This is a genomic window from Streptosporangium fragile (assembly GCF_039534445.1).
GTDB classification, from domain to species: Bacteria; Actinomycetota; Actinomycetes; order Streptosporangiales; family Streptosporangiaceae; genus Streptosporangium; species Streptosporangium fragile.
In genome coordinates this window covers 1-12,699 of sequence record NZ_BAAAVI010000090.1, presented here as the reverse complement: position 1 = coordinate 12,699, position 12,699 = coordinate 1, and the positions used below count along the sequence as shown (strand labels likewise).

At 71.0% G+C, this 12,699-nt stretch carries 13 protein-coding genes and 1 riboswitch; of the genes, 8 read left to right on the top strand and 5 right to left on the bottom strand.

Annotation, left to right across the window (positions count from 1 at the left end):
* Positions 1–8: 8 nt before the first annotated feature.
* Complete coding sequence (locus ABD841_RS36165) at positions 9–1,352, top strand: dihydrolipoyl dehydrogenase family protein (RefSeq protein ID WP_344981152.1); 1,344 nt, start codon at positions 9–11, stop codon at positions 1,350–1,352.
* Here the strand turns inward: ABD841_RS36165 and ABD841_RS36160 are convergent.
* Positions 1,339–2,565 (bottom strand): AI-2E family transporter, encoded by a 1,227-nt coding sequence (locus ABD841_RS36160; RefSeq protein WP_344981151.1) that lies wholly within the window; start codon positions 2,563–2,565, stop codon positions 1,339–1,341. The genes ABD841_RS36165 and ABD841_RS36160 overlap by 14 nt on opposite strands.
* Before the next feature lie 319 nt (positions 2,566–2,884).
* Between ABD841_RS36160 and ABD841_RS36155 the strand changes: the two genes are divergently transcribed.
* Positions 2,885–3,454, top strand: a complete 570-nt coding sequence (locus ABD841_RS36155) for a TIGR03086 family metal-binding protein (RefSeq protein WP_344981150.1) — start codon at positions 2,885–2,887, stop codon at positions 3,452–3,454.
* 84 nt (positions 3,455–3,538) lie between these two features.
* On the opposite strand, the gene ABD841_RS36150 is transcribed toward ABD841_RS36155, so the two are convergent.
* Positions 3,539–4,093: a PepSY domain-containing protein gene (locus ABD841_RS36150; protein ID WP_344981149.1), complete on the bottom strand. Its 555-nt coding sequence runs from the start codon at positions 4,091–4,093 to the stop codon at positions 3,539–3,541.
* A 65-nt stretch (positions 4,094–4,158) separates the two neighbouring features.
* Between ABD841_RS36150 and ABD841_RS36145 the strand changes: the two genes are divergently transcribed.
* The 5 genes from ABD841_RS36145 to ABD841_RS36125 all read left to right on the top strand — a co-directional run bounded on the left by ABD841_RS36145 (position 4,159) and on the right by ABD841_RS36125 (position 8,585).
* Positions 4,159–4,755 carry an HD domain-containing protein gene (locus tag ABD841_RS36145; protein ID WP_344981148.1) on the top strand — a complete coding sequence of 199 codons (597 nt, stop codon included), beginning with the start codon at positions 4,159–4,161 and terminating at the stop codon, positions 4,753–4,755.
* An 84-nt stretch (positions 4,756–4,839) separates the two neighbouring features.
* The gene (locus tag ABD841_RS36140) at positions 4,840–5,640 is read left to right on the top strand and encodes a DeoR/GlpR family DNA-binding transcription regulator (protein ID WP_344981147.1); all 801 of its coding nucleotides are present in this window, start codon (positions 4,840–4,842) and stop codon (positions 5,638–5,640) included.
* A complete protein-coding gene (gene galT / locus ABD841_RS36135; protein WP_344981146.1) occupies positions 5,637–6,716 on the top strand; it encodes a galactose-1-phosphate uridylyltransferase in 1,080 nt (359 codons plus the stop codon). The genes ABD841_RS36140 and galT overlap by 4 nt, the downstream gene beginning before the upstream one ends.
* 72 nt (positions 6,717–6,788) lie before the next feature.
* Positions 6,789–6,925, top strand: a riboswitch (cyclic di-AMP (ydaO/yuaA leader).
* Between the two features lie 2 nt (positions 6,926–6,927).
* A complete protein-coding gene (locus ABD841_RS36130) occupies positions 6,928–7,902 on the top strand; it encodes a coiled-coil domain-containing protein (protein ID WP_344981144.1) in 975 nt (324 codons plus the stop codon).
* A gap of 173 nt (positions 7,903–8,075) precedes the next feature.
* The gene (locus ABD841_RS36125) at positions 8,076–8,585 is read left to right on the top strand and encodes a DinB family protein (RefSeq protein WP_344981142.1); all 510 of its coding nucleotides are present in this window, start codon (positions 8,076–8,078) and stop codon (positions 8,583–8,585) included.
* Here the strand turns inward: ABD841_RS36125 and ABD841_RS36120 are convergent.
* Positions 8,572–9,093 carry a MarR family winged helix-turn-helix transcriptional regulator gene (locus ABD841_RS36120; RefSeq protein WP_344981140.1) on the bottom strand — a complete coding sequence of 174 codons (522 nt, stop codon included), beginning with the start codon at positions 9,091–9,093 and terminating at the stop codon, positions 8,572–8,574. The two genes, ABD841_RS36125 and ABD841_RS36120, sit on opposite strands and share 14 nt — an antisense overlap.
* Positions 9,094–9,257: 164 nt before the next feature.
* Positions 9,258–10,565: a M50 family metallopeptidase gene (locus ABD841_RS36115; protein ID WP_344981138.1), complete on the bottom strand. Its 1,308-nt coding sequence runs from the start codon at positions 10,563–10,565 to the stop codon at positions 9,258–9,260.
* 191 nt (positions 10,566–10,756) lie between these two features.
* Here ABD841_RS36115 and ABD841_RS36110 point away from each other — a divergent pair, with 191 nt between their 5' ends.
* Entirely contained in the window at positions 10,757–11,362 is a 606-nt protein-coding gene (locus tag ABD841_RS36110; RefSeq protein ID WP_344981136.1) for a LuxR C-terminal-related transcriptional regulator, read from the top strand.
* 40 nt (positions 11,363–11,402) lie between these two features.
* On the opposite strand, the gene ABD841_RS36105 is transcribed toward ABD841_RS36110, so the two are convergent.
* The gene (locus ABD841_RS36105) at positions 11,403–12,518 is read right to left on the bottom strand and encodes a PP2C family protein-serine/threonine phosphatase (protein WP_344981135.1); all 1,116 of its coding nucleotides are present in this window, start codon (positions 12,516–12,518) and stop codon (positions 11,403–11,405) included.
* Between the last annotated feature and the right edge of the window lie 181 nt (positions 12,519–12,699).

The window sequence follows — 12,699 nt, the reverse complement described above, 5'->3', positions numbered from 1 at the left end:
CTGAGGACATGGAATTCGACGTCGTCGTGCTGGGCACGGGACCGGGGGGCGAAGACGCCGCCGGCAGACTGGCCGAGGCGGACCTGCGGGTCGCCGCCGTGGAGGCGAACCTGGTGGGGGGCGAGTGCCCCTACTGGGGGTGCATACCGTCCAAGATGATGATCCGCGCGGCGGACCTGCTCGCCGAGGGCCGGCGCATTCCGGGGATCGCCGGCGGCTCGTCGGTCTCCCCCGACTGGTCCCAGGTGGCCGGGCGGATCCGCGGCGAGGCCACCGACGACTGGAACGACGAGGTCGCCGCCAAGCGCCTGACCGGTAAGGGCGTCCAGCTGTTCCGGGGGCGGGGGAAGATCACCGCGCCCGGCGAGGTGACCGTGAACGGGCAGGTGCTCCGCGCGAGCCGGGGCATCGTGGTCGCCACGGGCTCGGAGCCGGTCGTACCGCCGATCGAGGGGCTGCGGGACACGCCCTACTGGACCAACCACCGCGCGATCGAGGCGGAACAGGCCCCCGAGTCCCTGATCGTGCTGGGCGGCGGGGCGATCGGCGCCGAGCTGGCCCAGGCGTTCTCCCGCTTCGGCACGGCGGTGACGGTCCTGGAGGGCGCCGACCGGCTGCTGCCGCCGGAGGAGCCGGAGGCGAGCGAGCTGGTCAGGAAGGTCTTCGAGGTCGAGGGGATCACCGTACGGACCGGCGCCAGGGCCCGGCGGGTCGGCCACGACGGGTCGGCGTTCACGGTGGAGACCGACGACGGGCCCGCCGTGCGTGCCCAGCGGCTGCTGGTGTCCACCGGGCGGCGCTCGGACCTCGCGGCGCTGGGCGTGGGCGCGTTCGGGCTCGACGAGTCGGCCCGCGCGATCCGGACCGACGGCCGGATGCGCGCGGCCGAGGGCCTGTGGGCGCTGGGCGACATAACGGGCAAGGGCGCGTTCACCCACATGTCGATGTACCAGGCGAACATCGTGGTCCACGACATCCTCGGCGAGCCCGTGCAGGAGGCGGAGTACCACGCGGTGCCGCGGGTGACCTTCACCGACCCGGAGATCGGCTCGGTCGGGCTGTCGGAGGCCCAGGCCCGGCAGGAGGGCCTGCAGGTACGGACCGCCCTCACCCGCATCGCCGACTCGACCCGGGGCTGGATCCACAAGGCCGGCAACGAGGGGTTCGTCAAGCTCGTCACCGCGGAGGGCGTCCTGGTGGGCGCCACCAGCGCGGGCCCGGTGGGCGGTGAGGTGCTGAGCATGCTCACCCTGGCCGTGCACGCGAGGATCCCGGTACGGCGCCTCAGCGAGATGATCTACGCTTACCCGACCTTCCACCGGGCGGTCGAGGCGACGCTCAAGGAGCTGTAGACCCACCCGGGCGGCGCGGATCCCGGTCACCGGCCGTGCCCGGCGAGGACCCGGCCGCGCCCGGCGAGGACCCGACCGTACCCGGCGAGGACCCGGTCACGGCCGGTGCCGACCCGGCCGCGCCCGGTGCAGGTTCCGGCGGCCGGTCCCGCCCGGTGGGGGTCGCGGTGACCGGCTCGCCGCTGATCAGGGGCGCGACCCACCGGCTGCGCGGGTCGGCGTCGATGAGCAGCGCGCGGACGAAGGCGCTCAGGGGCACCGCCAGGATCGCCCCGAGGGCGCCGAGAGCGTAGGTCCACACGACCAGCGACAGGATGGTGACGGTGGTCGACAGTCCGGCCGACTCCCCCACGAACTTGGGCTGGATCAGGGACTGGATAACGAAGTTCAGCACCGAGTAGACCACCACCACCGCGATCATCAGGCCCGGTCCGGACTCGAGCAGCGCCAGCAGCGCGGGCGGGACCAGCCCGATGACGAACCCGATGTTGGGAACGTAGTTGGTGATGAACGCCAGCAGCCCCCACAGCAGCGGGAGCGGCACTCCCATGATCCACAGTGCGACCGCGTCGAGCGCGGCCACGATCAACCCGAAGAGGGAGGAGACGACCAGGTAGTCGCACGTCCTCTTGACGAACCCGTCCAGCGCCCCCACCAGGTGGGGCCGGGAGCCGGCCAGCGAGCGGAGCGTGTCGTGCAGCACGGGGGCGTCCAGGCACATCCCGAACAGCAGCAGCGCCAGCAGCAGGACCGCCGAACCCACGCCGAGCAGCCCGCCCAGGAAACCCTGGACCAGGCCGATCAGCGAGGTGGGGTCCAGCTTGGCGAGCGCCGCGTTGACCTGCTCCCGGGTCACCCCCAGGTGCTCGATCGACCGCAGGATGGAGGTGAGCAGCTGCTGGTACTTGTCGGCGTACGAGGGCAGCAGCATCGCGAGCTGGGCCACCGAGACGATCAGGGAACCCAGGAGCAGGACGAGCAGCACCAGGATCGTCAGGAGCGGGACCGTGACCAGCACCCACGTCCTGGCACCTCGGCGGCGCAGCCAGGCGCGCAGTGGACTGACCCCGATGGTGAGCGTCAGCGCCAGGAGCGCGGGCCCGGCGATGTCGCTCACGGCCTTGATCCCCGCCACCGTCACGACCGCGGCGGCCAGCCCGAGCAGCAGCTTCAGGCCGTGCGGCAGGCCTTCCTGCCTGGATTCACCCCCCATACATGACACTATTGCGCGGTTCGCCCGCCCCCGGACGCTCACCGCGCCGTTGTGTCACCGTTTCCGCGGATCCCGTACAGGGTCCCGGCCCCGGCGGCCACCCGGGCGAGGACCGTGGTGCGCGTGGGGCGGTCGCCACGGCAGGGAACGGCTCTTCACGGACGTCAGGACGACCACCGGATGAGTCCCCGCGGTCGCGTGCGCCCCGTACGCGAGGGCCGCCGGTCGTGTACGCCGACGCAATGACTACTGGCGGCCCGGGAGTTACGTTCGAGATGAGAGTCGACACGAGACTCGGGAGGGCATTCGGGAGGGCATGATGACCATCGACGTCCGCGAGGCCTACCGCCGCGCCCTGGAGGACTTCGGCGCCCTCGTCCATCGGATCGGGCCCGAGCAGTGGGGCAATCCCACGCCGTGTGTGGACTGGGACGTGCGCGCCCTGGTCAACCACGTGGTCAGGGAGAACCTGGGGGCTCCGGAGCTGCTCGCCGGGCGGACCGCCACGGAGATCGGTGACCTCTTCGAGGGCGACCTGCTCGACGACGATCCCATCAAGGCCTTCGACACCTCCGCCGTGGCGGCCATGCACGCCGTGAGCGGCGACGGGGCTCTGACCTGCGTTACCCACCTGTCGTTCGGCGACGTACCCGGCCGGGAGTACATCGCCGAACTGTTCGCCGACGCCCTCGTCCACACCTGGGACCTCGCCCGCGCCATCGGCGCCGACGAGCGCCTCGACCCGGAGCTGGTCGAGGCGTGCACGGCCTGGTTCGCCGAGTCGGAGAACGGTTACCGCCCGGCCGAAGCCGTCGGCGCGCACCAGGAGGTACCCTCCGGCACCGACCCGCAGACCCGCCTGCTGGCCTTCTGGGGCCGGCGCGCCTGATCCCCGGGTCCCCGCAGCCGGACGGGGCCCGGACGGGAGATCCCGGAGCCCGGACGGGAGATCCTAGAGCCCAGGCGGGAGATCCTAGAGGAGGACGCGCGCGGCGCCGGTGGCGGCGTTCACCTCGATCTTCCTGACCTTCCTGGCCGGATCGACCGCCTCCACCTCCCACACCACCGTGCCATGCTCCTCGTCCAGCACCGCGGCGGTGATCCAGGACCCCGGCACCGCACCGGAGGTCGCCCGCCACACTCCCCAGGCGCCGACCCGGTCGGCGGCCATGAGCCGGGCGGCACCGGCGGCGGCCTCGGTGTCCTGTACCTGCTTGCCGGACACCTCCCCGGTGGTGGCGCTCACCCGCAGGTCGGTCAGCGTCCCGTCGCGGCCGAGCACCTCCGCGAGCCAGACGACGGGCGGCTGCGGGCCGTACAACTGCAGGTTGGTGACCCGGCCCCGCACGGCCCGCTCCACGATCTCGGCGGCCTCGACGAAGGTCACCGGGGCCGGGGTGGCCAGGGCGGACGGTGCCGGGGCGGGCGTGCTCGGCGGGGAGGGCGGCGGGGGTGTCGTCGCGACGGGCCCGTTCCCGCAGGCCGCGGCGGCGGCGATCAGGACGAGGAGAACCCAGGTCGGACGCATGGTCGGTTACTCACCGCTCCGGCGCCCGCCCACACGGTCCTGACCATGGTTTTAGGCTCCGTCTCATGAGCGCAGATCTGATGGACCTCTGGTGTTCCCTGGCCGGTCCGGGCGCGGAGAACCTGGGCCGGGAACTGATCGCCCGGTACGCCGAACCGCACCGCCGCTACCACACCACCGCCCACCTGCGGGCCGTGCTGTCCCACGTCGACGCCCTCGCCGGCCATGCGGACAACCCCGACCTGGTGCGGCTGGCGGCCTGGTTCCACGACGCCGTCTACGACCCGCAGCGGAGCGACAACGAGGAGCGGAGCGCGCGTCTGGCCGAGCGCGCGCTGCCGGAGATGGGACTGTCGCCGGCGGACGTGGCCACGGTGGCCCGGCTGGTCCGGCTCACCGTCACCCACGACCCGGCGCCCGGTGACGCGGACGGTGCCGTGCTGTCCGACGCCGACCTGGCGATCCTGGGGGCGCCGCCGGAGATCTACGCCGCCTACGCGGCCGCCGTACGCGAGGAGTACGGGTTCGTCCCCGACGACGCCTTCCGCGCGGGCCGGGCCGCCGTGCTGCGCTCGCTGCTGGAGCTGCCGACGATCTTCCACGTCGCGGACCTGGAGACCGCCGCGAGAGCGAACATCCACCGGGAGCTTGAGCAACTGTGAGACGTTAACCCTCATTACCCAACAGGCTCACCGAGCTCCCCTGTGGTAATTTGATGGAATCTGGTGGATTAAGGAGTGGGGCCGATGCTCGCCCAGCAGCGGCAGCAGGTGATCCTGGAGAAGGTGCGCAGCAGTGGCGGCGTCAGGGTCGCCGACCTCGTGCGGGAGCTTGGCGTATCCGACATGACGATCCGCCGTGACCTGGAGGTCCTGGCCGAGCGCGGGCTGGTGGAGAAGGTGCACGGCGGCGCCACCGTCGCCGGGCCCGGCTCGACCGAGGAGCCGGGGTTCACCGCCAAGTCGGGCCGCCAGCAGCCGGAGAAGGAGATGATCGCCCGGCACGCCGCCCGGCTCGTCCGCCCCGGCACGGCCATCGCGCTCTCCGCCGGGACGACCACCTGGACGCTCGCCCACTTCGTGGTGGAGGTACCGGAGCTCACCGTGATCACCAACTCGATCCGGATCGCCGACGTCTTCCACCGCGCTCCCAGGGCCGACCGCACGGTCGTGCTGACCGGCGGGGTCCGCACCCCCTCCGACGCCCTGGTGGGCCCGGTCGCGGTGGCGGCGATCCGGGGGCTTCACGTCGACACGCTGTTCCTCGGGGTGCACGGGATGAGCACCCGCGCCGGGTTCACCACGCCCAACCTGCTGGAGGCCGAGACCAACCGGGCACTGGTCGCCTCCGCGCACCGGCTGGTGGTGCCCGCCGACCACACCAAGTGGGGCACGGTCGGGATCAGCACGATCGCCGAGCTGTCCGAGGCCCACGTCGTGGTCACCGACTCCGGCCTTCCGGAGGAGGCCCGCGAGGAGCTGGCCGCCGCGGTGGGCGAGCTGATCATCACAGAACCGCAGCAGGAGAGCGAGACCCTGAGCCGATGAAGCGCACCATCACCCACCTGGCCGACGGCCGTGAGCTGTTCTACTTCGACCGGCGGGACGACGCGGACCGCAGCGCGGTCGACGAGCGCGACCTGCCGCCCCGCCCGCCGGCCTCGGAGCTGCGCTACGACCCGCTCACCGAGGAGTGGATCGCGATGGCCGGCCACCGCCAGGGCCGCACCTTCCTACCCCCGGCCAGTGAGTGCCCGCTGTGCCCGTCCGTCCCCGGCCGCCCGACCGAGATCCCGTCCGCCGAGTACGAGGTGGTGGTCTTCGAGAACCGCTTCCCGTCCTTCTCCGCCCAGCCGGGGACGTACGGGCAGGTCGGCGGGTTGAGCGAGGTCCGCCCGGGGGCCGGCCGCTGCGAGGTGGTCTGTTTCACCTCCGAGCACGACTCCTCCTTCTCCCGGCTCTCCCCCGAGCAGGTCGAGCTGGTCATGGAGGCGTGGATCGACCGGACGGCCGAGCTGTCGGCGATGCCGGGCGTGGAGCAGGTGTTCTGCTTCGAGAACCGGGGGGCGGAGATCGGCATCACGCTGACCCACCCGCACGGCCAGATCTACGCCTACCCGTACGTGACCCCGCGCACCAGGCTGACCTTCGGGGCGGCCGAGCGCCATCGGGAGCGGACCGGCGGCAACCTGTTCGCCGACGTGCTCGCCGCCGAACGGGAGGCGGGGGTCCGGGTCGTCGCCTCGAACGAGCACTGGACCGCTTTCGTGCCGGCCGCGGCGCGCTGGCCCGTCGAGGTGCACCTCTACCCGCACCGCCGGGTGCCCGACCTGGGAGGTCTGGAGCCCGCCGAGCGTGCGGCGTTCGGCCCCCTCTACACCGACGTCCTGCGCCGCCTCGACGGGTTGTTCGACATGCCGATGCCGTACATCGCGGCCTGGCACCAGGCTCCGGTGAATGTCGGCCGCGACCTGGCGTATGCCCACATGGAGCTCTTCAGCATCCGCCGCGCGGCGAACAAGCTGAAGTATCTCGCCGGATCGGAGTCGGCCATGGGAGCATTCGTGAACGATGTGCTACCCGAAGAGACAGCACAACTTCTGCGCTCCGTCGTCACGGATTGATCACTTATTGGTCTCGGATTGCAGTCGCATGACTTTCGGTTTACCACTACTATCCTTCCCACATCAGCTCTAACTGCTGATATGCCTAATCTCAGGCGCCTCGCCCGAGAGCCGGGGAACCACCGCACCTGGGGTGAAACCACTTCGGTGGAAGGGCTTCCTCCAGCCCGAACCCGTCAGCTAACCCGGTAGGCGGAAGGAGAGGAGAGTCGTGGCGGCACCGTCCCCCACGTTCCGTCGTCATGCGGTCTGGATCCTTTGCCTCGGCTCGGCAGCCGCGTTCACGCTCGGTGCCCCCACCGCGGGCAGCGCGGAGCCCAAGCCGACCGAGGCCGAACTCCGCGCCGAGCTGGCCAAGCTCAACAAGAAGATCGACAAGCTGATCGAGTCCTACGCGGCCAAGCGCGAGTCGCTCCAGAAGGCACAGAAGGCCGAAGCCGTCGCCAAGAGGAACCTGCAGCGGGCGGAGGAGGAGTACGCGGCGGCCAAGCAGGAGGTCGACTCCATCGTCCAGCTGCGCTACCAGAGCAGCGCGGGAAGCCTGCCCTCCCTGCTGTTCGCCCCCGATCTGAGCGGTGCCGCGGTGATGGAGCAGCTCACCGCCCAGCAGAGCGCCCACCTGCAGGGCTTCGCCGACAGCCTCGGCCGCAGGGAGCAGGCCGCCGAGAGGGCGGCCCGGCTCACCGACGAGATCAAGGAGGAGGCCAAGGAGGTACAGTCCCAGCGCGACGAGGCCGAGGACCTGATCGACGACATCAAGGACAAACTCGACCGGCTCGTCCCCGTGGGCTCCGGCCGCCGCGCCGACGGTACCTGGGCTCCCCAGCTCCCCACCGGCGCCGACAACATCACCGACCGGACCCGCATCATGCGCGACGCCATCAAGAGGCGCTTCGACCTCCCGTACACGGTCGGCTGCTACCGGCCCACCAACGACGGCGGCGAGCACCCGCTGGGGCGCGCCTGCGACTTCATGATGAGCACCGGCGGCGCGATGCCCACCGCGGCCAACCTCAAGCTCGGCGACGAGATCTCCGCCTGGGCCCTCAAGAACCGGGCCAAGCTCGGCGTCAAGTACGTGATCTGGCGCCAGCGCATCAACCACGGCTCCGGCTGGCGCTTCATGTCCGACCGCGGCGGCATCACCGCCAACCACTACGACCACCCGCACATCTCGATGTTCTGAGCGGCCGGACCCGGCCGCCGACGGGCGGAATCGGCCTCCGGCGGCGGGCGGTCCCGACCCTCGGCGGGCGGTCCCGGCGGAATCCGCGCCGCGCTCCGGGGCCTGCGGAATACGAGGTCGGTGGCGGAAAAAGGACGTGACAGCGGTGGTGATGCCCGAAAGGATGGGACACCATGACCGATACTCGGATTGATCCCCCTTTCATCGCCGACGAGGGCCCGATGCTGCACGCGTGGCTCGACTGGCACCGGGAGACCCTGGCCGTCAAATGCGCGGGACTGACGGACGAGCAGCTGCGCCTGCGCGCGGCCGAGCCGTCCACGCTGTCGCTGCTGGGTCTGGTCCGGCACATGACCGACGTCGAGCGCAGCTGGTTCCGTAACGTGCTCAACGGCGAGGGCACGGTCGGGATCTACTACTCCGACGACGACCCGGACGGCGACTTCGACACCCTGGAGACCAGCCCCACGGCCGAGCACGCCTTCGACAGGTGGCAAGCGGAGATCGCGCACGCCAGGGAGCTGTCGGCGGGGCTGCCGCTGGACACCATCGGCAAGGGGCAGCGCCATGACCAGGACGTCTCGCTGCGCTGGATCCTCGTCCACATGATCGAGGAGTACGCCCGGCACAACGGGCACGCCGACATCATCCGCCAGCGGATCGACGGGGTCACCGGCGAGTAGCGGGCCCCTCCAGCGCCTCGGCGATCACCTGGTCGAGGTTGGCCAGGTTCGCCGGGCGGGCCGCGGCCGCCTCCGCGAAGCGGGCGAGCAGGCGGGCGAAGGTCTCGCGGTCGGATTCGGCCCAGTCGGCCATCAGCCCGTCCAGGTAGGTCCGCCGGTGCCGGACGACGGCGTCGAGCACCCTGCGGCCCCGGTCGCTGAGCACCAGCCGGGCCCGCCTGGCGTCCACCGCCGACTCTTCCCGCGCGACGAACCCGGCGCCGATGGCGTCGTTGACCAGTCTGCTGGCGGTGGACGGATCGACGTCCAGCTGCTCGGCGACGGCGCCCACGGTGACCTCGGGCACGTCCAGGGCGAGCTTGTGCACGGCGTGCACGACCATCACGTTCGACATCTGCACCGGGCGCTGCGACTCCCCCGCCCTGCGCGGGCGCAGCGGCCGCGACCACATCCGGCGTAGCCGGAACAGCGCCACGTCGATCAGCGCTCCAGGCGTCCCGTCATCCACGGCGCAACCCTAACGCCTGCGGGCGCGACCGGTGCCCGGCCCCGGGCACCGGAGCGGCGACGGGAGCGCGGCACCGTACCGGGCGCCGCGAACCGCACGAGACGGCACGAACCGTACGGTGCCACGCGGCGTCGGCGTACGTACGGCGGCGCGGCGGAACGGGGTCAGCCGGAGAGACGGACCGGGTTGACCAGGTCGGCGTACATCAGCAGACCGGCCATGATGATCATGATGAAGGCGATCGCGTAGGTCAGCGGGAGCGCCTTGGCGATGTCGACGTGACCGGGCGTGGGGCGGCGGGTGACGCGCGCGAAGCCGCGCTTGACGCCCTCCCACAGGCCGCCCGCGACGTGACCGCCGTCCAGCGGGAGCAGCGGGATCAGGTTGAACAGGCCGATCGCCAGGTTGAAACCCGCCAGCAGGTTGACGAAGATGACGATCTTGTTCTCCAGCGGGGCCGCGGAGGCGGCGATCTCGCCGCCGATCCGGCTGACCCCGATGACGCCGATCGGGCCGTTCTTGTCACGCTCGTCACCGGAGAAGGCCGCGTGCCAGACGCCCACCATCTTCTCGGGGAAACGCAGGAGCGAGGCGGCGGTGGCCGAGGTCAGCTCGCCCATGTGCTCGACCACGGCGCCGATGCTCTGCTGCTCCATGACGATCTTCGGGCTGACCCCGAGATAGCCGACATTCTTCTCGATCTTGCCCGGCTCGTCCAGCGACTCGCGGTCCTGGGCGATGAGGGTGGCGTTCACGGTGAGGTCCTGGCCGGCTCGCCTGATCCCGATCTCGACGGGTCCGGCGCCGTTGGCGCGGATGGCCCGCGAGGCGGCCTCCCAGCTCTCGGTGGGCTTGCCGGCGACCGACAGGATGACGTCACCCGGGCGCAGCCCTGCGGCGCTGGCCGGGCTGGGCCGGTCGGCGGCGGTGCACTCGGGGTTCTTGGCGTAGTCGGCGGCGGTCTTCACGCACTGCGGGATGGAGGCGATCTCGTTCTTCTGCACCGCGATGCCGAAGCCCATCAGGACGACGCCGAACAGGATGAAGGCCAGCACGAAGTTCATCGCCGGGCCGCCGGACATGATGATGACCTTCTGCCACCAGGGCTTGCGGTAGAAGACCCGGTTCTCGTCGCCCGGGCGGACCTCCTCCAGCGCCACCTCGCGCGCGTTGTCGATCAGCCCCTGCCAGGGACCGGTGGAGACCGAGCGGAGCTTGGTGGGATCGTCGGAGGGCCGGGGCGGCAGCATGCCGATCATCCGGATGTAGCCGCCGAGCGGGAGCCACTTGATGCCGTACTCGGTCTCGCCCTTGCGCCGCGACCACATCGTCGGGCCGAAACCGACCATGTACTGCGTGACCTTGACGCCGAACAGCTTGGCGGGCACCAGATGACCGATCTCGTGCAGCGCGATCGAGACCATCAGGCCCACGAGGAAGACGACGATGCCGATCACGAAGGGCCAGCTCACAGGTTCATACCCCCGTCGGTTTCACCGGCAATACCCCATAAGAGATTAGCCGAAGTATCACGATCGCACGCCGCCGCCGGACGGGCTTGTCGATCGAGTCGGTTGCGCACACCTTGCCAAAGGGACACACTTCGTTGACAGTGAGCGATCGTCTGATCACTCTTTGATGGGAAAGGCGAGAGAGGAGCGTTTTGATTGGGATCCTGGTTGCCGAGCACCTGCCCCTGGTCCGGCGCGGGCTGGTGGCGTCGCTGGAGTGCGAGGCCGACCTCACGGTGGTGGCCGAGGCGTCCCGCGGCGACGACGTCGTCCCCGCGGTCCTGCGGCACGCGCCGCAGACCGCGGTCGTCGATCTGGAGCTGCCGGGCGCCGACGGTTTCACCGTGGCGCTGCGGCTGCACGAGGAGGCGCCCGGCTGCGGGGTGCTGCTGCTGGCCCGCGATCCCAGCCCCGGCCAGGTCCGCCGGGCCTTCGCGGTCCACGCCCTCGGCTTCATGAGCCTGGAGGTGGGCCCCGCGCAGCTGGCCGACGGGGTGCGCCGGATCGCGGCCGGGCACCGGGCGGTCGACTCCGAGCTGGCGGTGGCCGCGCTCAGGTCGGCGGAGAACCCGCTGACCCGCCGGGAGCTCGACGTGCTCCGGCTGGCCGCCCAGGGTGCCAGATCCGACGAGATCGCCGACCGGCTGTTCCTCTCGGTGGGAACGGTCCGCAACCACCTGTCGCGGATCATGTGCAAGACCCAGGCGCGCAGCCGCCTCGACGCGGTCCGCATCGCCGGCGACTCCGGCTGGCTCTGACCCCCGGGGCGGGCGACCGAGCGGCCGCGGGACGGGTCCGTCAGGGGCGCCAGATGAGGACCAGCGCGCAGTCGTCGTTGTGCCCGGCCGACATGGATGTGACGAGATTCCGGGCGCCGTCGCGGAAGCCGGAGGGCACCAGGCGCTCGGCCTCGCCGAGCAGGCGGTCGAGGCCGGCGTCGATGTCGCGGCCGGGCTGCTCGATCAGGCCGTCGGTGTAGAGCATCAGGGCGTCGCCCTTGCGGAGCATGCCCCGGTCGAACTCGCAGTGCAGGTCGGGGACGACGCCCAGGACGACCCCCTTGGCCGTGGAGACCCGCCACGTCCCGGCGCCCGCCTCGAACTTGACCACCGGGGGGTGGCCGGCGGAGGTGATGGCGTACTCGCCCGTGGCGAGGTTGAGCCGGACGTGGACGGCCGTGACGAAGCCCTCGGACTCGCGCTGACGGTGCAGGTAGGCGTTGCAGGCGGGCAGGAAGTCGGCGACCGAGCCGAGCAGCCCGCCGAAGGTGCCGGAGAGCATCAGCGCCCGGGTGCCCGCGTCGACGCCCTTGCCCGACACGTCGACCAGGGCGAGCTCCAGCATGTCGCCCTCGCGGATGGAGACCAGGAAGTCACCGCCGAAGGAGGAACCCCCGGCCTGCTTGAGCACCACCTTGGAGCCCCAGCCCTTGGGCAGCGCGGGCAGATCGCTCTGGCTCTTGAGCCGGTCGCGCAGTTCCAGCAGCATCGCGTCGCCGCGCAGGCCCTGCACCCCGAGTTTCTCCCTGGTGCGGGCCATCAGGGCGGCCAGCGCCGCGGTGAAGCCGAACGTGGCCAGCAGGCCCGGCCCGATGTGCTCCACCCCGAGCACCACGGCCACGTAGACAAGGGAGACCGCGACCGCGCACAGCAGCTTGACGAGGCTGGCCAGCCGGAGCTGGAGCCCGCCGACGAGGGTGATCGGGATCATGAGCGCCGGGGAGAACCACTCCGGGGAGACTCCGGCGGCCAGCCCGCCCAGGGCGAGGGTGAGCACGATCAGGGTGATGAGCAGGTTGCGGTCGCGCGCCAGGGGACCGCGGCGCAGGAAGCGGACGACGGGCACCAGGAACGGGATGCGGACCAGGAACGCACGGAGCGCCGGGGGGAGCAGCGGCACCGGACGGGAACTCATGATGCGTTCGACTGTATCGGGCGGTCCCCCATTTGGGCAGCCCACTTGACCAACGCCTTGATCATTAAGCATGGATATTAGATGGCAGGAACGATTTGCCCCACCTACCGTGTGACAAATGACTCTTAGTACTACAGCCTGATTTCGTGATGTTGGAGCCAGCGTTTCCAGTAATGGCTGG